The sequence below is a fragment of the Novacetimonas hansenii JCM 7643 genome (assembly GCF_000964405.1).
In the GTDB taxonomy this organism is placed as follows: Bacteria; Pseudomonadota; Alphaproteobacteria; order Acetobacterales; family Acetobacteraceae; genus Novacetimonas; species Novacetimonas hansenii.
In genome coordinates, this window is record NZ_BANE01000169.1 from 24,479 (window position 1) to 49,277 (window position 24,799).

Genomic DNA, 24,799 nt, shown 5'->3' on the forward strand with positions numbered 1-24,799 from the left:
TCTCTTTCGCACGCTTGGGACGGATGTTATGACGTCCATATGCGGATGACTTTACATACTGATTACGCCTTGCGGACATTATTTTATGTGGGACTGCATACAGACCGCAGGGTCTCGATACGCGAAGTCGCGAATGCATACGGCATTTCTGAAAATCACCTCGTCAAGGTCATACATAAACTTGGGCGTGGTGGCTTCATTCAGACGATGCGTGGACGCGGCGGCGGATTAACACTGGCACGTGCGGCGGATGAAATCCGAATTGGTGATGTTGTTCGCTATACCGAAGAAGATATGAACCTTGTCGCGTGTGAACCCACGACTGTTGATGGCCGTTCCTGCGTTCTGGCGCGACATTGCCGTCTGCGTGGATTACTGGGTCAGGCAATCGACGCGTTCATGATGGTGCTGGACGGGGCCACGCTGGGCAGTTTGCTGACCGATGAGGACTGCGTCGTTCTGCGGCAGATTTTCGCCATTACACAGGTTGTGGATGCAGAAAAACCTGATCATATGGCGCAATAGTATTTTATGGCATGTATTTTATTAATGATAATATAAAAAATCATAAATATGAAAATTTCAGAACATATTTTATAAATAAAATATATGAATGTGTTTTTTTAAATTTTGATATCAATAACTATCAGAGGTCGTTTGGAAATTTACAGAAGTCACATCAATGTATAATAAATTACATTAGAGAATTTTTTGTTATTCACCTACTAGGACCATAAAAATTTCTTGAGAGTATTTTTCAAATATATTTGGAAATACTTTACTTATTAAAAATAATGGTAAATAATAAAAAACCATCACCTGTCGATGGGTTGATTTCAGATCATTTCTTAAATTCAACGTGATTTCAGGTGATTTTTTCTAACGTCATACCCACGGCGGCCATGTTCTTGCGATTTGCATAATAGCCCATGGGCAGGCTTTGTGTTATCGGTCGTGTTTCCTTAATGTTCTGGGGGGCGGAACATGGCGCAACGGGCAGGCAGCGCGGATATGCCGCTGCATGGGGGACGGGTGCCCCAATGGCTGGGACAGCGTATGGCCCGTCTTGGCGGTATTATCGCGCAGGCCATCATCCATCATTACGGACGTGATGAATTCCTTCGGCGCCTTGCCCATCCCTTCTGGTTTCAGTCCTTTGGCGCGGTCATCGGCATGGACTGGCATTCCTCTGGCATTACGACAAGTGTGATTGGTGCGCTCAAGCGGGGGCTGGCTCCAGTATCGCATGAACTTGGGCTGCATGTCTGTGGCGGCAGGGGGCGGCATTCGCGCCGTACGCCCGATGAACTGTTGCTGGTGGGGGAACGGACCGGCGGGGATGCCGCTGCGTGGGTACGGGCCAGCCGGCTGGCTGCAAAGGTGGACAGCGCGGCTGTGCAGGATGGGTTTGACCTGTATCTGCATGGCTTTATCGTTACGGATGATGGAAACTGGACCGTCGTGCAGCAGGGTATGAACGGCACGCACCGCCTTGCACGGCGTTATCACTGGCTGTCAGAAGGATTACGCAGTTTCGTGGAGGCGCCGCATGCTGCCATAGAAGGACGGCGGCAGGGACAGATCGTCAATCTGACGGATCATCGCGCCGCGTCTTCGCGTTTGGGGCAACTCGAACTGCTTGGCAATCTGGGGCCGGATCGCATTGTGGACGAAGTCGCGCGTCTGCGTGGGACGGCAACGCCAGGCAGCATGGATATGCCATTTCTGCCTCATCTGCTGATGCCCGCTCATCATGACGTGCGACCGGCCGATGTTGTCCTGCGTCGCCTGCATGGCGCGCTGGCGGCGGCGGCACAATGCGGACCACAGGATTTTGCCGAACTGCTGTTGGTGCCCGGTGTCGGCGCACGCACCGTGCTGTCACTGGCGCAGGTGGCAGAGGTTGTGCATGGCGCGCCCTGCCGTTTTTCGGACCCGGCACGCTTTTCCCTTGCCCATGGGGGGAAGGATCGCGAACCCTATCCTGTGCCGGTTGCAGTTTATGACCGCACGATTTCGGTCATGAAAGCGGCGGTCGCTGCGGCAAAGCTGGGGAATGAAGAGCGTCTTGACGCCATCCGCCGCCTTGACCGGCAGGCCCGGCGCCTTGAACGTCACGTTACCGGCCCGTCGCTGCCGCAATTCATCGCGGGTGAACGCCATCGCTCCCACGCATATGGCGGGCGTTCCGTTTTCGGCCATGAGCCCCCACCGACATTGGGGATGGAGTGCGGAGGATGAACGCCCCTGTCACCGCACGTCGGTGCGCATGGGTGGGCAACAATGCGTTGCTGGCCACCTATCATGACGAGGAATGGGGACAGCCCGTACATGATGGACGCGCCCTGTGGGAGGGGCTGATGCTGGAGGGATTCCAGGCGGGCCTGTCGTGGGTCACGGTCCTGAAACGGCGTGAGGGTTTCCGCCGTGCCTTTGCCGGTTTTGATCCCGTATGTGTCGCGGCGTTCGATGAAGGCGACATCGCCCGCCTGATGGCTGATCCGGGCATCATTCGCGCACGGCGCAAGATCGAGGCCACGATTGGCAATGCCCGTGCCCTGTTGCGCATGCACGAACAGGGCGAGGATTTTGCGACATTCGCATGGAGCATGACACCCGACGGCCCTGTTCATAACCGTACAGGCCAGGTACAGGCGCAATCCCCCCTGTCCCAGGCGATGTCGGCAGCCCTGCGCGCGCGCGGGTTCCGTTTTGTCGGACCGGTCATCGTCTATGCCTGGATGCAGGCGATGGGGATGATCGTGGATCATGACCCCGGATGCATCCATTATCCAGACATGGCGCCGCCCGAATACGCGGCCCGAAGGAATTCGCGCGCCCGGGGATAGTCATCGGACCACTGGATCGGGCCATTGCGGTCAAGGAAAGCGGGGATATCCACGATGATCTGCTCGGCTTGCTCCATGCAGGCAAGGGCCTCCATCCGTCGTGGCGACAGGGTGGTCAGGGCTTCCCCCGCGCCAGACCTGGTGCAGATATTGTGCAAGGTGCGTGCGGTTGCCAATGGATCGCGCGTCAATGTTTCGAAAGCGCCCAATGCCGCAAGTAATTGCTGACGTTCAGGCAGCGATATATCGGCACGATCCGCCAGCCGATGCAGGCGTTCCACCAGTCGTCCCAGTGAAATTGCCGCAAGTGCCGCATCGACGTAAAGGTTCGTTACCTCCGCAGGGGCGCAGAATGACAGCCGCATGGCAAGGCGTGCGACTTTTTGCAGTTGCAGGTGTTCCCAGACGATCCACTGCCCCTGAAAGGAAGCCCGTGCAAGTGCGAGGCTGCGGACACTGCGGGAAAGTGACGCCACCAGCCGCGCCCCGTCCAGCCGATGGTTCGGCGGGAGGATGACGCGGAACGACAGGACCAGCATACAGCACCCCATCAGGATCGCCACCCATTCGTTCATGAGTGGGATGTCATTGTAATGGATCGGGTTATTGACCTGCAGCATGATTGTGGAAAACACGGAATACCCGAATGCGGCAATCCCCAGACGGGGGTTGAACTGCAACCATATGCCCGGCAGCAGGAACAGGCCAAGGCTGAGGCATAACAGGGGATAGCCATCAATCCGGGGCAGTATGAACAGGTGGCACAGCAGCCCTGCCGGCACGCCAAGTGCGGTCCCACTGGCCAGAAGCCCTGATGCCCGTGATGCGGATGGTGCGGTGGACAGCAGGCTGGAGGCTGCGACGACATACAGCATCATCATCGGCCCCCCCGTCCAGTGCAGGACATACCATGCAAGGCCAGCCAGCAGGGTTGTCAGTGCGCCTCGTGCGCCATTGCGCAGGGCCGTTGGCCACTCCATATAAGGTCGCAGGCGCAGGCTGCGGTCATTGCCCCCGCGATGGGCAAGGTCGCACAGCGCATGTTCCAGTCGCGACAGAAGATCACGCGCATCATCAAGGAAAAGCAGTTGCCGGGGGGACGGGCTGTGTTCCGCCTGTTCCAGCAGGGCTTCGCGCGTGTTGGCGATATGCCGGCAGGCAGGCGGGCACCCTTCGGACAGGGGCACATTCTCCATCGTCTGAAGCAACGTGCGCATCAGTTCCGCGATCCGCCCGTCGGCCGGGGGGGCGTCCTGTGACGCCGATACGGGAACGGCCCCCAAGGCAATGACGGCATGGGGATGATAGGACGCAACAATGCCCGACAGGCGTGCAAGTCCTGCGCGGATTTCGCGGTGACGGACGCTGATGTCGTAATTGTCCGTTGCGGCATATTCCACCGCATCGGACAGGCTGGCGATCCGCGCGAGCATGCCTGCGCGCTGTGCATGGAATGCGCCATCCGTCGTGGTGCTCGCCCCCCCGTCATGGCGTGACAGGACATAGCGGATGGTATCGCAGAACACGGTGCGGATCTGTTCCAGCAGCGGGTCGGAACGACGGGGGGACGTGACCAGAAAGACCGCCGCCGTCGTCACGATGCCAACCACCACGGCGGACAGGCGTGAAAGCGCGCTGAGGAAGATGCCATCGGGATCGCCAAAGGCGGGGGCCGCGATGATGACGATGGTATATCCCGTCAACACGGCGGCATAGGCGCGGAAAAGCCGCAGGAAAGTGGCCGCCATGCATGCCAGCCCCACCGTGACTGACAATCCCATGATGTAAAGGATGGGCGACTGTACAAAGGTTGCCATCAGCGCGACGCTGATGATCGCGCCCAGGACCGTCCCGATCATGCGCCAGATGCTTTTGGATACCAGCGCGCCAACCGTCGGGTTGGCGACAATCATGACGGTGGTGACGGAACTCATCGGGGACTGCAACTGGAAACTGAAGGCCAGAAACAGTGCGATGCTCATGGACACCAGTACGCGTGCGCTGAATGCCGCCGTGGCCATGAAGGATCGCCATTGCCCATCGTTGCGAAAGATGTCGTACAGGCGTGACAGGTATTTTACCAACGCGCGCCCCCATGCCGGATGCGGCAAGGGCGACCGGGAAATAGGGGGGGCGCGATGGACCGGGACATAAAGGAAGGGGACATGGACAGTCATCCGCTGGGAAGAGCCACATTAGTTTCATAACAATGATTGCCATGTCAATGTTATGTGTGCATTGGAAATGCCTGCGCCGGGCGTGCGGGGATGCCGTGCAGAATTCCGGCACCCCGGCCACCTTCCTTCATGATATCGAAGGCCCACCACGACAGATACGTTGGAGCATCATGTCAGTACGTTCCCCCATGCCCGATCTCGAAGGAAGCGGTTTTCAGGACATGCGCATAACGTTCCTGATGATGCGCCTGTCCAATACGTGGCGCCTTGTGCTTGATCGTGCCATCCGCCCCGAGGGGATGAGCATGGCGATGATGCGTCCACTGGCCTATCTGATGATGATGCCCGATGGTGTATCGCAGCGTGACCTGGCGCAGGCGATGAATACCGACAGTTCCGCGCTGGTGCGCGTGCTTGACCTGCTGGAGAAGGAAGGACTGGTCGAACGCCGTCCCGATCCGGTGGACCGGCGCGTCAAGAGCCTGTTCCTGACCCCTGGTGGCAAGCACAGATGCGCGCGCCTGCATGAAATCTGTGCCGAATTGGAGGGGCGCCTGCTGTGTGACATTCCCACCGACATGATGGGGCAGACGGTGCACGCGCTTTCGCGGATCTTGCGTTACGCGGAAATGCTGTCGCAGGAGGAGAACGAGCCCACATCCTGCACCAGTCTGCCGCGGGGTAAGCCATCGGAAAGGGGGGGCTGATGCCCGTGTTGTCATCTGCGGCAGGGATGATGTGATTTCCCCATGGACCATCGCGGAACACGTTAATGGCCCGGTTGTGGGATCGCCTGTGGGCATTAATCGATTTGAATATGTAATCGGCTGTTGCCCGATCCCTGTTATACACTGTAATGGCCGTTATAACGTTGTTGCCCGTACTGGTGGTGTCAGGGCAGGTCGCGCGTAAAAGATTGATGGGAGCAGGATATTTGTCGCGTCTTTGCACGAAGAATCCGCGCGTATGCACCGGTGTGTGCGCGTGAATACCCGTGACCTGCTGATTGGTGCCGGGCTTGCCATCATGATTGCTGGTGGCGGGGCGGCGTGGTTCTATATCGCGCATCGCGATGTACTCCCGATGGGCATTGCGCGGGCGAACGGACGGCTGGAACTTGCCCGTATCGACATCGCGGCAAAATATCCCGGTCGTGTCACCGAACTTGCGTTTTCCGAAGGAGATGATGTCACCGCGGGGCAGGTCCTCGCGCGTGAGGACGATGCAGAGGCCCGGGCGCAGCTTGCTGCGGCAAACGCGCAGGTACTCCAGGCGCATGAGATGATGCAGCGCGCGCAGGCCGAACGCATCGCGCAGCAGGCAGCAACCCATCTGGCACAGCTTGAACTTGACCATGTGCATGTAATGGCGCGCCAGCACCTTGTTTCTGATATGGAGGTGCAGCAGCGGCAGGCGGATTACGACGCCCATGATGCGGCGTTACAGGCGGCAGGCCATGCAGTGGCGGCAGCAGACGCGGCCATGCAGGCCGCGCAGGCACAGGCCGATCGCGCCGGGACGGTTGTTGGTGACATGGTCCTGCATGCCCCGGTATCCGGGCGCATTGAATATCGCATCGTCGAAAAAGGGGCCGTGGTGCCCGGTGGGGGGCGTATTGGCGCCATGCTGGACCCATCCGACATGTATCTTACGGTCTTTTACCCGGCAGGGGTCGCAGGGGGGCTGCATGTGGGCGACCAGGCGCGCATCGTGCTTGATGCGCTGCACCGGCAGGTCATCCCCGCCAGGGTTTCCTTTGTTGCACCCGAAGCGCAGTTTACACCGAAATATGTCGAAACGACGACTGAACGTGAAAAGCTGGTCTATCGCGTGAAACTTCAGGTCGCGCCGGAAACGGCACGGCAATATGGGACGATGCTGAAATCCGGTATGACGGGTGATGGCTATGTCCGTGCCGATCCCACCATCCGGTGGCCCGACAGCCTGTTTCTTGCCAATGCGAAGTGACCATGGGCGCGGGCACGCAACATGACACGGGAATTGTCATCAGGGGGCTGTCGCATCGCTATGGCGCGGTAAAGGCGCTCGATGACATCTCGCTCTCCCTTCCGACGGGCACGACCATTGGCCTTGTGGGGCCAGATGGGGTGGGCAAATCCACCTTGCTGGGCCTGATCGCGGGGGTGCGCCGCATGCAGGCGGGGCGGATCGAGGTGCTGGGTACCGACATGGCCGGGCGTGCGCAGCGCGAAGCCTTTTTGCCGCGTGTCGCATTCATGCCGCAAGGGTTGGGCCGCAACCTGTACCCGACCCTGTCGGTATGGGAAAATGTTGATTTCTTTGCCCGTCTGTTCGGCCTTGCAGCGCAGGAGCGCGAGGAGCGCATCACCCGCCTGCTGGAGGCGACGGGTCTTGCCCCGTTTCCCGACCGTCCGGCAGGTCATCTGTCGGGGGGCATGAAGCAGAAGGTCAGCCTGTGCTGTGCGCTGGTGCATGACCCGGACCTGCTGATCCTGGACGAGCCCACGACCGGTGTGGACCCGCTGTCGCGCCAGCAGTTCTGGACGCTGGTGAACCAGTTGCGTGGCGAACGTCCCACCATGACGGTCCTGGTCTCCACCGCATATATGGAGGAGGCGGAGCATTTCGCCTATCTCGTCGCGATGGATGCGGGGCATGTGCTGATTGCGGACCAGACGGCCAACGTGCTGGCGCGAACGCACACCACATCGCTGGAGGCGGCGTATATTTCCCTCCTGCCTGCGGAAAAACGCGCCAATGCCACCGGTTTTTCCATCCCGCCCTATCATGATCCCGGCACGGCCCCCGCCATCATGGCGCAGAACCTGACCAAGCGGTTCGGTGATTTTGTCGCAGTGGATAATGTCAGCTTCCGCATCGGGCGGGGGGAGATATTCGGCTTCCTCGGCTCCAATGGCTGTGGCAAGTCCACGACCATGAAGATGCTGACCGGCCTGCTTGACGCCAGTAGCGGGACGGCGGAACTGTTCGGTCGTGCCATCACACCTGGCGATATGTCCACGCGCATGCGCATTGGTTACATGTCGCAGTCATTTTCGCTGTATGAGGAACTGAGCGTCCGGCAGAACCTGCGGCTTCAGGCGCGGCTTTATCGGATCCCTGCGCGCGATGCGACGCGGCGTGTGACGCAGGCATTGTCGGATTTCGAACTTGATGGCGTGGCCGATGTCCGTCCATCCGCCCTGCCGTTGGGTATTCGCCAGCGCCTTCAGCTTGCGGCGGCGTGTATCAATAATCCTGAAATCCTGATCCTTGACGAACCGACCTCCGGCGTGGACCCGGGGGCGCGTGACATGTTCTGGCGGCATCTGATCAAACTGTCACGGCAGGATCATGTCACGATCTTCGTTTCCACACACTTCATGAACGAGGCTGCACGCTGCGACCGGATTTCGCTGATGCATCGTGGCCGTGTGCTGGCGGTGGGCACCCCTGCGGAACTGGTCCACAGACGCGGGGCAACGGACCTGGAGGCGGCGTTCATTGCCTACCTCAAGGAAGCGGAGGCCGAACCTGCCGGGACACCTGCGGCCGTCGCGCCGTCGCATCACGGGCATGCGTGGAAATGGCGGGGATGGCGTGGCGGGACGTGGCTGCCACGTGCATGGGCCTTTGCCCGGCGCGAGGCGGTGGAACTGCTGCGGGACCGTATGCGCCTGACCTTTGCCATCATCGGTCCGGTCGTGCTGCTGCTGATTGCCGCGTCGAGCATTTCCTTCGACGTTAATGGCGTATCCTTTACCGTGTGCGATCATGACCGTACCAGCATCAGCCATGACCTGATCGACAGTTTCCGTGGGTCGCCTTATTTCGTCGAAGCCGCACCATCCGAAGATCCGGCACGGATGGACCGTGCCCTGCATGACGGGCGTGCACAGCTGGGGCTGGATATCCCGCCCGGCTTTGCACGGGATATGGAGGCGGGGCGCCGTCCTGCCATTGGTGTGGTCATCGACGGTGCGGTGCCGTTCCTTGCGGCTGATGTGCGGGCCTATGTCGAAGGGGTGCTGGCGCAGTACGCGACGACGCTGGGGCGTGAACTGCCGCAGGCGGTGCGCGTGCCCGTCGTGCTGGAACCACGCTTTATCTATAATCAGGAATTCCGCAGTATCTATGCCATGACACCGGGGATGGTCATGCTGGCGCTGATCCTTATTCCCACGATGCTGACCGCACTTGGGGTCGTGCGGGAAAAGGAAATCGGCTCCATCGTCAATCTCTATGCCTCGCCCGCCACAGTGGGGCAGTATCTGGTGGGCAAGCAGGCCCCGTATGTTGCGCTGGCGACATGCAGTTATGTCGTGCTGGTGGTGCTGTCGGTTCTTGTGCTGGGTGTCCCGCTTAAGGGATCGTTCATCGCACTTAGTATCGGGGCACTTTTGTTCATACTTGGCGCCACGGGACTGGGGATGCTGATCTCCACCTTTGTCAATTCGCAGGTTGCGGCCATTTTTGGCACGGCCATCATCTGCCTGATCCCGGCGGTGAATTTCTCTGGCATGTTATATCCATCCTCCACCCTGATGGGGCTGAGCCGCCTTGTCGGGTTCGGGTTTCCGGCCGCATGGTTTCAGTTAATCAGCCTTGGCAGCTTTACCAAGGGCATGGGCGTTTTTGCCTTTATGCGGATGTATGCGGCGCTGGCGGGATTTGCCGCGTTCTACATGCTTGGTGCGCGCCTGCTGCTGAAGAAGCAGGAAGCATAGCCCCCGATGGGACGCTGGATCATCAATGTCGGCCTGCTGTGCGGCAAGGAGTTCCGCAGCCTGTTCAATGATGTCATCCTGCTCGGGTTGATTGTCTTTGCCTTTACGGCCGGGGTGCTGCTGGTGGCGAACGGGGTGCGTACGGATGTCTCCAACGCCACCATTGCCTTTGTGGATGAGGACCATTCCGCCCTGTCGCGTCGTCTGCATGATGCGGTGCTGCCACCTTATTTCAAGCCACCAGCCCTGATCGCGCGGGAGGATGCGTCGCGTCTGATGGACCGGGGCGATTATATCTTCGTCGTCGATATCCCCCCCCGGTTCGAGGCTGATGTGCTGGCGGGCCGCGCGCCTGCGGTGCAGATTCTGGTGGACGCCACGGCGATGACGCAGGCGGGGCTTGGCACGACGTATCTTGACGGAATTTTCATGGGAGAGGTCGAATCCGTCCTGCATTCGGCCTATCTGTCCGATGTCATCCCGTTTCGGGCTGAAAGCCGCATCCGCTTTAACCCCAACGGGGAATCGCAGTGGTTCACATCCGTGATGCAGATTGTGACGAACATTACCATCCTGTCGATCATTCTGGTGGGGGCGGCGGTCATCCGTGAGCGTGAGCATGGCACGATCGAACATCTTCTGGTCATGCCTGTTTCCGCCAGCGAGATTGCGATTTCCAAGATCGCGACCAACGGGTTCGTGATCTTTGTCGCCACCATGCTGTCATTATGGCTGGTGGTGCATGTGTGGCTTGGCGTGCCGCTGGCGGGATCGGTTCCGCTGTTTGCAGGATGCGCGCTGATCTATCTGTTCTCGGTGACGTCGCTTGGGATCATGTTGGCGACAGTGGCGCCGACGATGCCGCAGTTCGGGCTGCTGGCGGTGCCGGTCTATGCCGTGGCCTATCTTTTGTCGGGGGCGGCGACGCCGGTGGAAAACATGCCCACCGTGATCCGCATGATCGTGCGGTTCCTGCCCACGACACAGTTCGTGAACCTGTCGCAGGCCATTCTTTATCGCGGCGCGGGGCTGGGGACGATTGCTGTCCCATTGCTGACGATCGTGGTGACGGGGGTGGTCTTCCTGTTCTGTGCGCTCATGCGCTTCCGCTCCATGCTGGCAAGGCAGGGATAATGAAAAAGAGACTTTCGCGTAACATCAGCCTTGTGGCCGGGCTTGTGGTTACGGCGATGGCCGGTGGATGTTCGCCGTTCCATACCGCCGTGCCCTTATCGCGTGTGACACCCCCGTCGCATTTCGTGCAGGCCCCGGCCGGAACCGACCCGGCGACGGACCTTACGACATGGTGGCGATCATGGAATGACCCGGCCCTGACCCGGATGGTGGAGGCGGCACTTGCCGCAAATCCAGACATCCGTATTGCCCGTGACAATGTACTGCAGGCGCGTGCGGCGCATGTGATCGCGCGTTCGGCGCTGTATCCCACGGTCGGGGCGACAGGGAACATTGGCGGTGGCGGGATGAGCTGGCGCAATCCTGCCGCCCTGTCACAGATGTCCGACGGCGACCCGGCCAATGATGGCCATCTGGCAGGGATCGGGGCATCGTGGGAACCGGACCTGTTCGGTGGTCGCCATGCCGACAGCCGGGCCGCGCGTGCGTTGATGTTGGGACAGCAGGCTGCATATCATGGCATGCAGATGCTGGTTGCGGCGGATGTGGCGGAAAACTATCTCCGGGCGCAGGGGATACAGCGTCAGATCGACCTGCTTGATCGCAGTCTTGGTATATTGCAACGCCTGCGCACCTATACCCAGGCGCGTTTTGCGGCGGGGCAGGCGGTTTCGGCCGACATGCGCGCCGTGGATGAAAAACTGTCGCTTCAGCAGGCGCAACGTCCGTTGTTGGTGGCGGAATATGACCTGCATCGGCGCAGGCTTGCGATCCTGTCAGGCCAGGCGCCTGAAAGTGCGCCCTCACTGCCGTCACCAGGCGCGTTCTTTGTGCCAGCCGCCCCCGTGGGGGAGATGCCCGACAGCGTGCTGGCCCGACGTCCCGATGTGCTGGCACGACGTGACGAGGTGGACGCGGCGCTGCAACGGCTCAAAAGCGCCAAGACAGACCTGTTGCCCCGTTTCGGGCTGGAATTTTTCGGGGGGGACGGGCGATTGCGCTTTGACGGTATTCCCGGGCTTTCGGGTACCGGTGGCCTGATCGCGCTGACGACTTACCTGCCGATCTTTACTGCCGGGCGGGTGCATGCACGCATCCATGCCGCCCATGCCCGCCTGGATGCCGCCGTGGCCGGGTATGACCGCACCGTCCTCAATGCTCTGGCAGAAGTCGAAGATGCGTATGAGGCCCGCACCAGTGCAGATGCCCGTGGCCATGACCTTGCCATTGCCGTGTCACAGGCGGGAAGTAACGTGCGCGATGTGACAGGCCTGTATGAAGGGGGGCAGCGCATGATGCAGGACATCCTGCGTGCCCGCCTTGATGAACTTGATGCGCGTGAACAGGTTCTGCGTAATGAGGAGATGCAGACATTGGCGAGCATCCATCTGGCGCGGGCGCTGGGTGGGGGCTGGGCACACGATGTCGGCGACGCCGCGCCTTTATCGTCGCAAGGGCATGCCCGATCACATGGGTAACGCGCGCCAGTCAGGGGAGGATGCTGGCGGATGCCGGTTTCACTGGCCTTCCTGACCGTCGGGGCCTCCATCGCCATGGCGGTGGTCCTGATCCAGCGATGCAGGCTGCATCCGTTCATCGCCCTGTTCGTGACGTCGCTGTTCCTTGGCCTGTGCGCCGGCATGTCGCCCACGCATGTGATCGCTGCCTTTGAAAATGGGGCGGGGCAGGTTTTGGGGCAGGTCGCGTCGGTCATCGCGCTTGGTGCGATGTTGGGAAAGATGCTGGAGGTTTCAGGTGGGGCGGACCAGATTGCACTGACGGTCGTGCGTCTGTCGGGGCGGCGGCACATGGCATGGGCCATGATGGTGATCGGGCTGCTGGTCGGGATTTCTGTCTTCTTTACGGTCGGTTTTGTCGTTCTTGTCCCCCTGGCGATGTCGGTTGCGCGGCGGACCGGGTTGCCGATGCTGCGCGTGGCGCTGCCGATGACGGCGGCCCTGTCGGTGGTGCAGGGGCTGGTCCCGCCGCATCCCGGGGCAATGTTCGCGCTTGCGGCCTATCATGCGGATATCGGTCATCTGATCATGCTGGGTATTGCACTAAGTATTCCCATCGCGATCATATCCGGCCCGCTTTATGCAGCATTCATCGTTCCACGTCTGGCGGCCAACCCACATGATGCGGTTGTGGTCGCACCATCGCCGGCCCGGCGGTCCATGCCATCGTTTGCTGTCACGCTGCTGACGATGGTGGCGCCTGTCGCGCTGATGATGGGGGGATCCGTCGCGCGATTGGCCTGCGCACCGGGCAGTATATCGGGCACGATCCTGCGTTTCGCCGGAGATGCCAATGTGGGGTTGGTGCTTTCGGTTATCCTGTCTTTCTATACCCTTGGCCTGCGGCAGGGGATGTCACGGCAGGAGATACTGCGGCTGAGTAATGACAGCCTTGGGCCACTGGCGTCATTGTTTCTGATGATTGGTGCAGGCGGCGGGTTCGGTCAGGAACTGATGGATAGCAGCCTGTCCACCACCATCACGACGGCTGCGATCGGGATGCATATTCCCGTCCTGCTGCTGGCGTGGCTGATGGCGGCGGCTCTGCGCCTTGCGGTGGGGTCGGCTACGGTTGCAATGGGGACCACCGCAGGTGTCGTCGGGCCGATGCTGTTGCATGGGCAGGGCGTGTCGCCAGAACTGATGGTCATCGTCACCGGCGCGGGGGCGGTGATGTTCGGACCATTGAATGATTCGGGCTTCTGGCAGGTCAAGGAGGCACTGGGCCTGAGCGTGCCGCAAACAATTGCCACGTGGTCGGTGATTGAAACGCTGATCGGGGTGAGCGGGCTGGTCCTGTGTGGCGTACTGTCGTGGGTCGGGCTGGGATAGGGGGGCTTTTTTTGAAACAGGTGGTGTTCCTGGCCTCTGGACGCCCTTGGATACAAATTTACCCGAATGCCTGTGCTATTGCCGCGATTGCTGGTTCCGGGAACCGGTGGCCGGACCTGGCCTGCCGGTTCCCGAAGGTTTCAGCGTCCGTACCGTACGAGGCCCAGATCCTCGAACGGGATTTCCGGCATGCGCCCGGACATGATATCCGCCAGCACACGGCCCGACCCGCAGGCCATGGTCCAGCCCAGCGTCCCATGGCCGGTATTGAGGAACAGGTTATCATAACGCGTGCGACCGATGATGGGCGTGCCATCGGGCGTCATGGGGCGCAGGCCCGTCCAGAATGTGGCATCCGACAGGTTGTTGCCACCGGGGAACAGGTCCGTCAGGGAATGTTCCAGCGTTTCGCGCCGGGGTTTGCGCAGGCGTGTGCTGAACCCGGCCAGTTCGGCAGTCCCGCCCACACGGGTCCGGTTGCCAAGGCGGGTGATCCCGATCTTGAACGTTTCATCCATCACCGTGGAAACCGGCGCGCGCGCCTCGTTAATGATCGGGGTGGTGATGGAATAGCCCTTGACGGGATAGATCGGCAGGTCCAGTCCCAGCGCGCGCACCATCGCGGGCGAATAACTGCCCAGTGACAGGACATAGGAATCCGCGCTCAGCAGGCCGCGGCTGGTCTGTACACCGGTGATTTTCCCGCCCTCGTTATGCAGGGCACGGATTTTCGTATCATACAGGAACGTCACCCCGGCCTTTTGCGCCATGGCGGCAAGGTTCTGGGTGAATTTGAACGCGTCTCCCGTTTCATCCCCCGGCAGGCGCAAGCCCCCGACGATCTTGTCACGTGCGCTGACCAGTCCAGGTTCCGCCGCGATACATCCGGCGGCGTCAAGCACTTCATACCCTACGTTATACTGTTCCAGCACACGGATATCGCCTGCGGCGGCATCCACCTGTTTTTGCGTGCGGAAAACCTGCAACGTACCCTGCTGGCGATCGTCATAGGTGATGCCGGTGCTTGAACGCAGGTCGCGCATGACATCGCGGCTATATTCCGCAAGGCGCACCATCCGCCCCTTGTTACGGTCATAGGCGGCGGTCGTGCAGTTTTCGAGCATCTGCACCATCCACGACCACAGGTGCGGGTCCGGCATTGGCCAGAACACGAACGGGCGATATTTCATCAGCAGCCACTTGACGGATTTCAGCGGCACGCCCGGCCCGGCCCATGGGGCGGAATAACCGGGGGAGACCTGTCCCGCATTGGCGAAACTGGTTTCCAGACCGGCGGCGGGCTGACGGTCCACGACCGTCACCTCATGCCCCGCCTGCGCCAGATACCACGCCGATGTAACGCCGACGACACCGCTGCCCAGAACGATGATTTTCATTGCGCTTGTGCTTTCGTGCAAAGGTAGGATTAAGGAAAAATATCAGCCCCCGGCCACATAGGCCCGGTGATAGCGATGGCCGAGCGATGTCAGGATCTCATAACCGATCGTGCCTGCGGCACGTGCTGCCGCATCGACATCATAATGCGGCCCAAGCAGGTCCACTGCCATGTCCGGACCCAGTTGCCCCACCGGGACGTCGGTGATGTCGATGGTGATCGAATCCATGGAAATACGGCCCAGGATCGGCAGGCGCGTCGCCCCGAACCATGCGGCGCCATGGTGTGCGCCCTGCCGCAGGCAGCCATCGGCATAGCCCGCCCCGATTGTTGCGATCCGGCGCGGGCCGGATGCACGATAGGTCAGGCCATATCCCACACCGTCACCGGCCACGATGTCACGGACCTGCAGGATACGTGCGCTAAGCCGGACGACCGGGCGCAGGGGATTGGCGGTGGCCTCGTTCGGGGCGATACCATACAGTGCCGCACCGGGACGGACCATGTCGAAATGATAGTCTGGACCAAGGAAAATGCCTGAGGACGCCGAAAGCGCCAGCGGGGCGGCAGGCAGCATGGCCGCCATTTCCAACAGGCGCGCGCGTTGTTGCGCGTTGGCCGGATTTTGCGGTGTATCCGCACAGGCAAGGTGGCTGATGACCAGATCCGGCCGGATCCCCGCCAGCAGGCCGGCATCATCAGCGATGGCGCGTACATCCGCCATCGACAGGCCAAAACGCGACATGCCTGTATCAAGCTGTATGACGGCAGGCAGCACCCTGTCCAGACGCCGCGCCAGCGCACGCCAGCCCGCGACCTGCCCGGCGGAGTTGAGGACAGGCGTCAGGTCGTGTGCGGTGAATTCCTCTTCCGTATCCGGCAGGGGGCCATGCAGGACGAAAATCCGCGTCGCGGGGGTGACATGACGACGCAGGGCGATCCCTTCTTCAAGGTGCGCGACATAGAAATGATCCGCGCCCGCGCGCTGCAATGCCGGGGCCACCTGCGTCAGGCCCAGCCCGTAGGCATCGGCCTTGACCACGGCGGCGCAGATCGTGGTGGGGCTGACCCTGTCGCGCACAAGGCGGTAATTGGCTGCAATCGCATCGAGGTCGATCCGCAGGGTCGCGCCAGCACGATGACGTGGCCAGTGCGAGGAAGCTGTGGTGGAAGGGGAAGGCGACACGGGCACGGATTCCGGCACAGTGGAAGGCATGAAAAATCCTATGCCGGATCAAAACGAAATGTCCTGCCATTCAATGGCAGAATATGCCAAGATATCGTCATGTTACGCACATAAATGCGAAGAATGGCGGAATATTGTATCATGATCGTGGACCGGGTGAATGATTCCATCCTGCGTCATCTCTCCCATGATGGACGGATGACGAACGCGGACCTTGCGCAGAAGGTCGGGCTGTCGCCCTCGGCATGCCTGCGACGGGTCAAATTATTGGAAAAGCAGGGCATCATCTGCGGTTATCGTGCCATGATCGACGAACGTTCGGTCCATGGCATGACCACCGTGATCGTGCATATCACACTGGAACGCCAGACCGATGAATGTCAGCGCCGGTTCGAGGCAAGGGTGCGCGATTGTCCTGATGTGCGCGAATGCTACCTGATGACCGGGGATGCGGACTATCTCCTGCGGGTGGAGGTGCGTGACACCGCCGATTATGAACGTATCCATAAAGAGGAGCTGTCACGCATGCCCGGCGTTGCCCGTATCCAGAGCAATTTCGCCATTCGCACTGTCATTCGCAAACCATCATGAAAAAACGTCGGGCCGGATGACAGGAATGTCACCCGGCCCGATATGTTCCTGATATGTCAGGGTATCAGGGGATATGCAGGATGTCTTCGTGGTCGGTGACCTGTCCCGCTGTTGCCTGTTGTGCCGTGGTGGCAGCGTAACGGGGAATGAACGGACGCACCAGGAACTGATAGGCACCAGCCCCGATCACCCCGCCACACAGGGGGCCGACGATCGGGACCCACCAGAAATTGTCTGGTCCCGGCAGGGCGGAATATTTCCACCCGCTGAGGAAACAGAACAGGCGCGGCCCGAAATCACGGGCGGGGTTGATGGCCCATCCCTCCAGATAGCCCGCGCAGGCGCCGATGGATGCGACAAGCAATCCGATGATCAGCGCGCTGGAGTTTGCTTGCGGGGCCTGCGTGTTATATTCGCACGTCACGGCAAAGATGCCGAACAGCAGCAGTGCCGTCAGGATGACTTCATCCGCGAACGCGTGCATGGGGGTTACGAATTCCCCCGGATGGGTAAAGAATACACCTGCCGCCCCGCCATCAATCGCACGATCAAGGTGATGTGCCAGATTGTAATGGTCGATGACCGGTTGATACAGCGTATAGACAAGAATCGCCCCGATCAGGCCCCCCATGACCTGCGCCATGCAGTAGGGAAGCACTTTTTTCCATGGAAAGCCGCGATACAGCGCAAGAGAGATGGAAACCGCCGGATTGGCGTGGGTGCCCGATACGCTGCCGGTGATATAGATGGCAATGGTAACGCCAAGCCCCCAGACGATACAGACCCCCCAATATGACAGTTTATAGGGGCTGGGGTCATATAACGTGTACATGGCGGCAACGGAATCGCCGATCAGGACGATAATCATGACGGCGAGACATTCGGAGATCAGTTCCCCGAAGAATTGTCGGTTTGTGAACATCGGACCTACTTTGTTCTTTTATTATTCGGTCAATGGGAAACGGTCGGCATGGACCGCTGTCACGCGATCTTTGTGATCTATCATGTTCTTAAACGAACATATGAACCTTAAAAATGATTATTTTTGGTTCATAAGGAAATGTGATGAAAAAATATTATATAATTTTTTATGAAACGCTGAATACATGCCCTTAACATGTTCTTATAAAGTATTTTGTGCATTGCAGCATTATATTGTGACATACGGGCGAATGCGCGGAATCGCGCATTCATGCCCGATGAAAAATGTCTATCTGCCTGATTTCTGCCAGAATAAGGTTTATATAGAATGGTTTTTATGGAATCCTTCACTTGATGTAGATCAATGAAATTAAGTGCGGGACTGATGTTGATAACCCCTAAATGTTCGTTTACGAACATGGCAGGAGGAATTACGCACATGCTGTCCATGGATGAAACGTCCCAGGCATCGTCCGGGATGCCGCGCGATAACGGCACGACTGTTGATATGCTGATCGTGGGGGGAGGGATCAACGGTGCAGGCATCGCGCGCGATGCCGTCGGCCGTGGTGCCTCCGTCCTGCTGGTGGAGCAGGATGACTTTGCAAGTCATACCTCGTCCGCCAGCACAAAGCTGATTCACGGCGGCCTGCGCTATCTGGAATATTATGAATTCCGTCTGGTGCGCGAGGCCCTGATCGAACGTGAGCGGTTGCTGCGCATTGCGCCGCATATTATCTGGCCGATGCGTTTCATCCTGCCCCATACGCCACAGGCGCGACCGGCATGGATGCTGCGGGTCGGGCTGTTCCTGTACGACCATCTTGCGGGGAAGCAGATGACCCTGCCGAAGTCGAAATCTATCGACTTCACCACCAACCCGGTCGGCGCGCCGTTGAATGGCACATGTGTCAAAGGGTTTTCCTATTCCGATGGCTGGGTGCAGGACAGTCGCCTTGTGGTGCTCAATGCCATGGATGCCGCGGCGCGTGGGGCCGACATACGCACACGTACCCGCATGCTTGGCGCGCGTCGCGTCGATGGCGTGTGGGAAGTGGAGATAGAGAACACCCGTGACGGCACGCGCGAAATCGTGCGTGCGCGCATTCTGGTCAATGCCGGTGGCCCATGGGTGAGCGAGATCCTGCGCGAGCGCGCCTGCATCCAGACCGATAAGCAGGTACGTCTTGTCAAGGGCAGTCACATCGTCGTGCCGCGCATATTTGAGGGTGACCAGGCCTATATCCTGCAGAACCCGGACAAGCGCATCGTATTCGCCATCCCGTATGAGCAGAAATTTACCCTGATCGGCACCACTGATGTCCCATGGACACAGGCACCGGGCAAGGTCGAGATCTCGGGCGAGGAAATCAGCTATCTGTGCGAAAGCGTCAGCCGCTATTTCAAGACGCCTGTGACACCCGCCGACGTGGTCTGGAGCTATGCCGGTGTGCGGCCGCTTTATGACGATGCTTCAAAAAATGCGTCGGCTGTGACACGTGATTATGTACTTGATATCGACGCCGCCAATGGGCAGGCCCCGTTGCTGTCGATCTTTGGGGGCAAGATCACGACCTATCGCCGCCTTGCCGAACATGCGATCGAAAAGCTGCGTCCTTTCCTGCCTGTCCTTTCGGCGTCCGGGTGGACGGCGGACCGGGTCCTGCCGGGCGGGGATCTTGGCGAAGGCGGGTTCGAAGGGGCGCTGGCGCGCTTTGCACGGGCGGCCCCGTTCCTGGATGCCAACCAGCACTGGCGCCTTGTGCGCAACTATGGATCGCGGGCGACGGACATCGTGGGCGATGCGAAATCGGCGGCGGATATGGGCGAAAGCTTCGGCGGGGGCCTGACTGCGCGTGAAATTGATTACCTCATGACGCACGAGCGCGCCGAAACTGCGCACGATATCCTGTGGCGCCGTTCGCGCATGGGTCTGCATGTCACGGATGAGGACGCTGCCCGCCTTGATGCCTATGTGCAGAAAAAGCTTCTGGCGCGTTGACATCCTTCATTGCGGCCTGACGTTGCCGCACTTTGCGATATCTGCATCCCGATGGGACAGGAGACGACAATGAACAAGAAGAACAAGATTCTCGCCATTGACCAGGGCACGACATCGACACGCAGCATCGTGTTCAATCGTGAAATTGCGGCACTTGCCACGGCGCGGGTGGAATTTCAGCAGCATTACCCGGACCATGGCTGGGTAGAACATGATCCCATCGAGATCTGGAGCAACGTCGTATCCACCGCGCGTGAGGCGATGGAACAGGTTGGCGGCGCGGAACAGATCGCGGCCATCGGGATCACGAACCAGCGCGAGACCATTGTCGTATGGGACCGCAAGACGGGCGAGCCGGTCCACCGTGCAATCGTGTGGCAGGACCGCCGGACGACGGCCCAGTGCGCGCGCATGCGCCAGGAGGGTCATGAGGCATTGGTGCGTGAACGGACGGGCCTGCTGCTTGATCCCTATTTTTCGGCGACCAAGCTTGCCTGGATTCTTGATAACGTCCCTGACGCCCGCCGCCGTGCAGAGGCCGGAGAGCTTGCGTGTGGTACCATCGACAGCTTCCTTCTGTGGCGGCTGACGGGGGGGAAGGTACACGCAACCGACATCACCAACGCCTCGCGGACATTGCTGTGCAATATCCATACCGGTGCGTGGGATGATGACCTGCTGAACCTGTTCCATATCCCGCGTGCGATCCTGCCGCGTATCCAGGGTAACAGCGAACCATTCGGCGAAACCGATCCCGCCCTGTTTGGCCACCCGATCATGGTGGCGGGGATGGCGGGGGACCAGAACGCGGCGCTGGTGGGGCAGGCATGTTTTGAACCGGGTATGGTCAAGGCCACATATGGCACGGGCTGCTTTGCGCTGCTTAATACTGGTGAGCGTCCGGTCATGTCGCACAACCGCATGCTGACGACCATCGGCTATCGCATCGGTGAGACCACCACCTATGCCCTCGAAGGGTCAATTTTTGTTGCAGGTGCCGCGATCCGCTGGCTGCGTGACGGGCTGAACCTCATCACCCATGCGTCACAGACGGATGACATGGCGACCCGCGTTCCACACAGCCATGGTGTTTATATGGTGCCGGGGTTCGTGGGTCTGGGCGCGCCGCACTGGGACCCGGATGCGCGCGGCCTGATCTGCGGGCTGACGCTGGATGCCACGGCGGCGCATATTGCGCGCGCGGCGCTGGAATCGGTGGCGTACCAGACGCTCGATCTGGTCGGGGCCATGTTCGAGGATGGTGGCGGGAAACTGAGCGCGCTGCGTGTTGATGGCGGGATGTCCGTCAATGACTGGTTCTGTCAGTTCCTTGCCGATATGCTCCAGACCCCGGTGGAGCGTCCCCGGCAGGTGGAAACCACCGCATTGGGTGCGGCATTCCTTGCGGGACTTGCCGTTGGGGTGTGGGATAGTATTCCTGAATTGGCCGGAACCTGGACACAGGGCCGCCTGTTTGAACCGGGGATGCCCGCCGATCAGCGCGATGTACTGGTCCAGGGGTGGCATCAGGCTGTGAAACGCACCTTGACCAGCACGGTCGCCGCTTGAGCGATCATAAGAAAATCATACAGGAAGGACTGTTTTAATGACCGTCACGCCAACCCACTATCAGGTCACCGACCGAAATCTTGCCCTTGAACTGGTGCGCGTGACGGAGGCGGCGGCTGTCGCGGCCTCTGCGTGGACCGGGCGCGGAAAGAAGAACGAGGCCGATGGCGCGGCGGTGGAGGCGATGCGACGCGCCTTTGACACAGTCGCCATCAACGGGACCGTCGTCATTGGCGAGGGCGAAATGGACGAGGCCCCGATGCTGTTCATCGGCGAGCGTGTAGGCGCAGGTGGTCCCGCGATGGACATCGCCGTGGACCCGCTGGAGGGGACCAACCTTTGCGCCAAGAACCTGCCCAACGCACTGACGGTGGTGGCGCTGGCGGAAGAGGGGCATTTCCTTCACGCGCCAGACATCTATATGGACAAGATTGTGGTGGGGCCGAACCTGCCGGAAAATGTCGTTGACCTTGATGCAAGTGTCGAAGCCAACCTCAAGGCCCTTGCCGCAGCCAAAGGCAAGGATATCCGTGAACTGATGCTGTGTACGCTGGATCGTCCCCGGCATGAGGACATTATCGGGCGGGCACGTTCGATGGGCGCACGCGTGACGCTGCTCAGCGATGGTGACGTGGCAGCCGCCATTGCCGCATGTCTTGAGAATAACGAGGTCGATATCTATCTCGGCTCCGGCGGGGCGCCCGAAGGTGTGCTGGCCGCTGCTGCCGTGCGGTGTGTGCATGGGCAGATGCAGGGGCGTCTTCTGTTTGAGGATGACACCCAGCTTGAACGTGCAAAGAAGATGAATCCCGGTGCGGACCCGTCGCGCAAGCTCGACCTGACGGACATTGCCAGTGGCGATGTGCTGTTTTCGGCAACCGGTGTTACGGGCGGCACGTTGCTGCGCGGGATTTCGCAGAACAACGGATGGACCATTACCCATTCGCTGGTCATGCGTTCAAAATCGGGAACTCTTCGCTTTGTCGAGGGGCATCACGATTTTTCCACGAAAACCTGGCGATAAAAAAACAAGAACAAAGAAAGGCTGGTTCGATCATGGCACATTCCGCACGTCCTTCCCTGCCTCCTGGGGTGGTTACGGGTGAAAACTATCGCAAGCTGGTCGCGACATGCTGTAGCGAGGGATATGCCCTGCCTGCGGTCAATGTCGTGGGCACCGACAGCATCAATGCCGTGCTGGAGGCCGCCGCCCGCAACCGTTCCGACGTCATTATCCAGATGTCGAACGGTGGCGCGCGTTTTTATGCGGGCGAGGGGATGAAGGACCAGCATCGCGCCCGTGTTCTGGGCGCGGTGGCTGCGGCGCGGCATGTGCATACACTTGCGGCGGCATATGGGGTGTGCGTGATCCTGCATACCGATCATGCCGATCGCAAGCTTCTGCCGTGGGTGTCAGACCTGATCGACGAGAGTGAGGCCGCCGTCCATGCAACCGGGCAGCCGCTGTTTTCGTCGCACATGATCGATCTTTCGGCCGAGCCATTGGACGATAATATCGCTGAATGCGCTAGATTCCTGCGCCGCATGGCCCCGCTTGGGATCGGCCTTGAAATCGAACTTGGCGTTACCGGGGGCGAGGAAGATGGTATCGGGCATGACCTTGATGACGGTGCGGACAATGCCCATCTTTATACCCAACCGGCCGATGTGCTGCGTGCGTATAACGAGCTTTCGCCGCTTGGGTTTGTCACGATCGCCGCGTCCTTTGGCAATGTGCATGGCGTGTATGCGCCGGGCAATGTGAAACTGCGTCCTGAAATCCTGCTGCATTCACAACAGGCCGTGTCAGAGGCGACGGGGCAGGGGGAACGTCCGCTCGCACTTGTCTTCCATGGTGGTTCCGGCTCCGAACAGCGCCAGATTGCCGAGGCGGTGTCCTATGGCGTGTTCAAGATGAACATCGACACGGACATCCAGTTTGCCTTTGCCGAAGGTGTCGGGGGATATGTGCTGGAAAACCCTGAGGCATTCCGTCACCAGATATCGCCTTCCACCGGCAAGCCACTGAAAAAGGTCTATGACCCGCGTAAGTGGCTGCGTGTTGGTGAAAACAGCATCGTCTCCCGCCTTGATCAGACATTCGCAGATCTTGGGGCGACAGGCCGGACGGTTGCATCTTCCTGATCTGATGGTGTGATTTCAGTGTGATTTCAGGGGCCGGGGCGCGGGAGATATGTTCCGATGATCCGGCCCGCTGTTTTGCATGTTCCTGAATTGCTATAGATTATGATGACACCGCTCCTGTGCTTTGGGATCGGTAAAGAATGGCAAGAGCGGGATCGACGACGTATGGCCAGCGTATCGGCGGAAGAACGGCATCGCGAGATCATGGAGCTCGTGCGCCTTCAGGGGTATGTCTCCAACGAAGACCTTGCCCAACGTCTGAATGTGGCGGTCCAGACCATCCGTCGTGATGTCAATGCCCTGGCGCGGCAGGGATTGGTGGCCCGTCACCATGGTGGGGCGGGGCTTGCGTCCTCGGTTGAAAATATTGCCTATGCCGAACGGCAGGTCCTGAATCGCAACGCCAAGGAAGCGATAGGACAGATCGCGGCACGCGCCATTCCCGACAATTCCTCCCTGTTCATCAGTATCGGCACCACGACCGAGGCATTCGCACGGGCATTGCGCCAGCACAGGTCACTGCGGGTTATTACCAATAACCTGCATGTCGCCTCCACCCTGTCTTCACGCACTGATTTTCAGGTGATTGTCACCGGTGGGCAGGTACGGTTTTCCGATGGGGGCATTACGGGCTCAACGGCCAGTTCCTCCATTGACCAGTATCGGACCGATTTCGCGGTGATCGGCATCAGCGGGATTGAGGAAGACGGTACGCTGCTGGATTTCGATGCGGATGAGATCAATATCGCGCAGGCGATGATGCGTAACGCGCGCAAGGTGTTTCTGCTGGCCGATCAAGGCAAGTTCGGGCGTCGCCCGATGGGGCGGTTGGGGCACCTGTCGAACATCCATGGATTTTTTACAGATCGTCCCCCATCGGCACGTATCCGGCAGGTTCTGCAGGACAATAAGGTACAATTGCATGTCGCGCAGGAGGCTGGATCAAAACCGGATTGATGCCATAAGGGGTGTTACTGCTTGCAGGAGGAGATTTTTCCGGTGCGTCCGGCCGTAAAGGCAGGCGTTTTTATGTGCTAGAATGTAAATATTATCGCACATTATTATGATAGTTTTATGGATATCTGATGATAGCCCGTATGGAATGGGAGCGTATTGAACGGGTTTGCAGTAAAGAGTCTGGAGGTGCCATTTCCAAAATGGCAACATTTTGAAAAGCCTTCCTAAGAGACTGTTTGAAAGCAACTCGTTGATAAAAAACAAGAAAAATTTTTGGGTGCCGCCTTTTTCCAAAAAGGCGGCGTCTTCTGAAG

General features: G+C 59.6%; 20 protein-coding genes. 15 read left to right on the plus strand and 5 right to left on the minus strand.

What is annotated here, in order from left to right; translation table 11 throughout:
• Positions 1-39 precede the first annotated feature (39 nt).
• The 3 genes from B7G66_RS11635 to B7G66_RS11645 all read left to right on the plus strand — a co-directional run bounded on the left by B7G66_RS11635 (position 40) and on the right by B7G66_RS11645 (position 2,849).
• The gene (locus B7G66_RS11635; protein ID WP_040510694.1) at positions 40-525 is read left to right on the plus strand and encodes an RrF2 family transcriptional regulator; all 486 of its coding nucleotides are present in this window, start codon (positions 40-42) and stop codon (positions 523-525) included.
• 459 nt (positions 526-984) lie between these two features.
• Entirely contained in the window at positions 985-2,241 is a 1,257-nt protein-coding gene (locus B7G66_RS11640; protein ID WP_003619423.1) for a DUF763 domain-containing protein, read from the plus strand.
• Entirely contained in the window at positions 2,238-2,849 is a 612-nt protein-coding gene (locus B7G66_RS11645) for a DNA-3-methyladenine glycosylase I (RefSeq protein ID WP_003619425.1), read from the plus strand. The genes B7G66_RS11640 and B7G66_RS11645 overlap by 4 nt, the downstream gene beginning before the upstream one ends.
• On the opposite strand, the gene B7G66_RS11650 is transcribed toward B7G66_RS11645, so the two are convergent.
• Positions 2,789-5,026 carry an FUSC family protein gene (locus B7G66_RS11650; protein WP_003619427.1) on the minus strand — a complete coding sequence of 746 codons (2,238 nt, stop codon included), beginning with the start codon at positions 5,024-5,026 and terminating at the stop codon, positions 2,789-2,791. The genes B7G66_RS11645 and B7G66_RS11650 overlap by 61 nt on opposite strands.
• Positions 5,027-5,196: 170 nt before the next feature.
• Here B7G66_RS11650 and B7G66_RS11655 point away from each other — a divergent pair, with 170 nt between their 5' ends.
• The 6 genes from B7G66_RS11655 to B7G66_RS11680 all read left to right on the plus strand — a co-directional run bounded on the left by B7G66_RS11655 (position 5,197) and on the right by B7G66_RS11680 (position 13,718).
• Entirely contained in the window at positions 5,197-5,733 is a 537-nt protein-coding gene (locus tag B7G66_RS11655; RefSeq protein WP_048859213.1) for a MarR family winged helix-turn-helix transcriptional regulator, read from the plus strand.
• A 277-nt stretch (positions 5,734-6,010) separates the two neighbouring features.
• The gene (locus B7G66_RS11660) at positions 6,011-6,994 is read left to right on the plus strand and encodes an HlyD family secretion protein (protein WP_141312746.1); all 984 of its coding nucleotides are present in this window, start codon (positions 6,011-6,013) and stop codon (positions 6,992-6,994) included.
• 2 nt (positions 6,995-6,996) lie between these two features.
• Positions 6,997-9,735: a ribosome-associated ATPase/putative transporter RbbA gene (rbbA, locus tag B7G66_RS11665; RefSeq protein WP_003619433.1), complete on the plus strand. Its 2,739-nt coding sequence runs from the start codon at positions 6,997-6,999 to the stop codon at positions 9,733-9,735.
• A 6-nt stretch (positions 9,736-9,741) separates the two neighbouring features.
• Positions 9,742-10,869: an ABC transporter permease gene (locus tag B7G66_RS11670; protein WP_003619435.1), complete on the plus strand. Its 1,128-nt coding sequence runs from the start codon at positions 9,742-9,744 to the stop codon at positions 10,867-10,869.
• Complete coding sequence (locus B7G66_RS11675) at positions 10,869-12,347, plus strand: TolC family protein (protein ID WP_003619437.1); 1,479 nt, start codon at positions 10,869-10,871, stop codon at positions 12,345-12,347. Before B7G66_RS11670 ends, B7G66_RS11675 begins: the two co-directional genes overlap by 1 nt.
• Before the next feature lie 30 nt (positions 12,348-12,377).
• Positions 12,378-13,718 (plus strand): GntT/GntP/DsdX family permease, encoded by a 1,341-nt coding sequence (locus B7G66_RS11680; protein ID WP_003619439.1) that lies wholly within the window; start codon positions 12,378-12,380, stop codon positions 13,716-13,718.
• A gap of 140 nt (positions 13,719-13,858) precedes the next feature.
• On the opposite strand, the gene B7G66_RS11685 is transcribed toward B7G66_RS11680, so the two are convergent.
• Together B7G66_RS11685 and alr are read right to left on the minus strand one after the other, a co-directional pair.
• Entirely contained in the window at positions 13,859-15,115 is a 1,257-nt protein-coding gene (locus B7G66_RS11685) for a D-amino acid dehydrogenase (RefSeq protein WP_003619441.1), read from the minus strand.
• Positions 15,116-15,157: 42 nt separating this feature from the next.
• Positions 15,158-16,330 carry an alanine racemase gene (gene alr, locus B7G66_RS11690; RefSeq protein WP_003619443.1) on the minus strand — a complete coding sequence of 391 codons (1,173 nt, stop codon included), beginning with the start codon at positions 16,328-16,330 and terminating at the stop codon, positions 15,158-15,160.
• A 111-nt stretch (positions 16,331-16,441) separates the two neighbouring features.
• On the opposite strand from alr, the gene B7G66_RS11695 reads away from it, so the two are divergent.
• A complete protein-coding gene (locus B7G66_RS11695; RefSeq protein ID WP_040511870.1) occupies positions 16,442-16,891 on the plus strand; it encodes an Lrp/AsnC family transcriptional regulator in 450 nt (149 codons plus the stop codon).
• A 64-nt stretch (positions 16,892-16,955) separates the two neighbouring features.
• Here B7G66_RS11695 and B7G66_RS11700 read toward each other — a convergent pair whose 3' ends face one another.
• A complete protein-coding gene (locus tag B7G66_RS11700; protein ID WP_003619446.1) occupies positions 16,956-17,813 on the minus strand; it encodes an MIP/aquaporin family protein in 858 nt (285 codons plus the stop codon).
• A gap of 438 nt (positions 17,814-18,251) precedes the next feature.
• Between B7G66_RS11700 and glpD the strand changes: the two genes are divergently transcribed.
• From glpD to B7G66_RS11725, 5 genes are all read left to right on the plus strand, one after another.
• Entirely contained in the window at positions 18,252-19,814 is a 1,563-nt protein-coding gene (glpD, locus tag B7G66_RS11705; protein ID WP_003619448.1) for a glycerol-3-phosphate dehydrogenase, read from the plus strand.
• A 69-nt stretch (positions 19,815-19,883) separates the two neighbouring features.
• On the plus strand, positions 19,884-21,383 hold the full coding sequence (gene glpK / locus B7G66_RS11710; RefSeq protein WP_003619450.1) for a glycerol kinase GlpK: 1,500 nt from the start codon (positions 19,884-19,886) through the stop codon (positions 21,381-21,383).
• Positions 21,384-21,420: 37 nt separating this feature from the next.
• Complete coding sequence (gene glpX, locus B7G66_RS11715; protein WP_003619452.1) at positions 21,421-22,407, plus strand: class II fructose-bisphosphatase; 987 nt, start codon at positions 21,421-21,423, stop codon at positions 22,405-22,407.
• A 32-nt stretch (positions 22,408-22,439) separates the two neighbouring features.
• Positions 22,440-23,528 (plus strand): class II fructose-bisphosphate aldolase, encoded by a 1,089-nt coding sequence (fbaA, locus tag B7G66_RS11720; protein WP_003619454.1) that lies wholly within the window; start codon positions 22,440-22,442, stop codon positions 23,526-23,528.
• A gap of 165 nt (positions 23,529-23,693) precedes the next feature.
• Positions 23,694-24,485 (plus strand): DeoR/GlpR family DNA-binding transcription regulator, encoded by a 792-nt coding sequence (locus B7G66_RS11725; RefSeq protein WP_003619455.1) that lies wholly within the window; start codon positions 23,694-23,696, stop codon positions 24,483-24,485.
• On the opposite strand, the gene B7G66_RS18430 is transcribed toward B7G66_RS11725, so the two are convergent.
• On the minus strand, positions 24,471-24,799 hold a 329-nt coding region (locus B7G66_RS18430), incomplete at its 5' end, for a hypothetical protein (RefSeq protein WP_206778195.1). The genes B7G66_RS11725 and B7G66_RS18430 overlap by 15 nt on opposite strands.

Bases quoted from the DNA above. Each gene is read 5' to 3' on its own strand.
- B7G66_RS11640 (WP_003619423.1), top strand. From the start codon at position 985: ATGGCGCAACGGGCAGGCAGCGCGGATATGCCGCTGCATGGGGGACGG.
- glpD (WP_003619448.1), top strand. From the start codon at position 18,252: ATGCTGTCCATGGATGAAACGTCCCAGGCATCGTCCGGGATGCCGCGC.
- B7G66_RS11675 (WP_003619437.1), top strand. From the start codon at position 10,869: ATGAAAAAGAGACTTTCGCGTAACATCAGCCTTGTGGCCGGGCTTGTG.
- B7G66_RS11725 (WP_003619455.1), top strand. From the start codon at position 23,694: ATGGCCAGCGTATCGGCGGAAGAACGGCATCGCGAGATCATGGAGCTC.
- B7G66_RS11650 (WP_003619427.1), bottom strand. From the start codon at position 5,026: ATGACTGTCCATGTCCCCTTCCTTTATGTCCCGGTCCATCGCGCCCCC.
- B7G66_RS11700 (WP_003619446.1), bottom strand. From the start codon at position 17,813: ATGTTCACAAACCGACAATTCTTCGGGGAACTGATCTCCGAATGTCTC.
- B7G66_RS11655 (WP_048859213.1), top strand. From the start codon at position 5,197: ATGTCAGTACGTTCCCCCATGCCCGATCTCGAAGGAAGCGGTTTTCAG.
- rbbA (WP_003619433.1), top strand. From the start codon at position 6,997: ATGGGCGCGGGCACGCAACATGACACGGGAATTGTCATCAGGGGGCTG.
- glpX (WP_003619452.1), top strand. From the start codon at position 21,421: ATGACCGTCACGCCAACCCACTATCAGGTCACCGACCGAAATCTTGCC.
- B7G66_RS11645 (WP_003619425.1), top strand. From the start codon at position 2,238: ATGAACGCCCCTGTCACCGCACGTCGGTGCGCATGGGTGGGCAACAAT.
- B7G66_RS11685 (WP_003619441.1), bottom strand. From the start codon at position 15,115: ATGAAAATCATCGTTCTGGGCAGCGGTGTCGTCGGCGTTACATCGGCG.
- alr (WP_003619443.1), bottom strand. From the start codon at position 16,330: ATGCCTTCCACTGTGCCGGAATCCGTGCCCGTGTCGCCTTCCCCTTCC.
- fbaA (WP_003619454.1), top strand. From the start codon at position 22,440: ATGGCACATTCCGCACGTCCTTCCCTGCCTCCTGGGGTGGTTACGGGT.
- B7G66_RS11695 (WP_040511870.1), top strand. From the start codon at position 16,442: ATGATCGTGGACCGGGTGAATGATTCCATCCTGCGTCATCTCTCCCAT.
- B7G66_RS11635 (WP_040510694.1), top strand. From the start codon at position 40: ATGCGGATGACTTTACATACTGATTACGCCTTGCGGACATTATTTTAT.
- B7G66_RS11680 (WP_003619439.1), top strand. From the start codon at position 12,378: ATGCCGGTTTCACTGGCCTTCCTGACCGTCGGGGCCTCCATCGCCATG.
- B7G66_RS11670 (WP_003619435.1), top strand. From the start codon at position 9,742: ATGGGACGCTGGATCATCAATGTCGGCCTGCTGTGCGGCAAGGAGTTC.
- glpK (WP_003619450.1), top strand. From the start codon at position 19,884: ATGAACAAGAAGAACAAGATTCTCGCCATTGACCAGGGCACGACATCG.